Annotated in this window: 1 protein-coding gene; it reads left to right on the plus strand. The window is 67.6% G+C overall.

Features of this window, described 5'->3' with window-relative positions:
* Nucleotides 1-207, plus strand: a 207-nt coding sequence (locus tag E5W87_RS33535) for a hypothetical protein (RefSeq protein ID WP_292407668.1), incomplete at both ends; no start/stop codon positions are given.

Below are 207 nucleotides of genomic sequence, written 5' to 3' on the forward strand. Positions count from 1 at the left end.
CCGGGCGCATCGCCCGTTTCTTCGAGGTGGCGACGCCGGACAGTTTCGGCACGTTTTCCCGCGCCGAGCTGTCGGCGATCTCGGGCATCATCGCCTATGTCGAGAAGACGCAGAAGGCCGAGCGGCCGCCGCTGTCGCGGCCCGAGCGCGAGGAGCAGGGTTCGACGCTGTTCATCGATCCGGCGACACGCGCCAATCTGGAACTGC

The organism is Mesorhizobium sp., from assembly GCF_004962925.1.
In the GTDB taxonomy this organism is placed as follows: domain Bacteria; phylum Pseudomonadota; class Alphaproteobacteria; order Rhizobiales; family Rhizobiaceae; genus Mesorhizobium.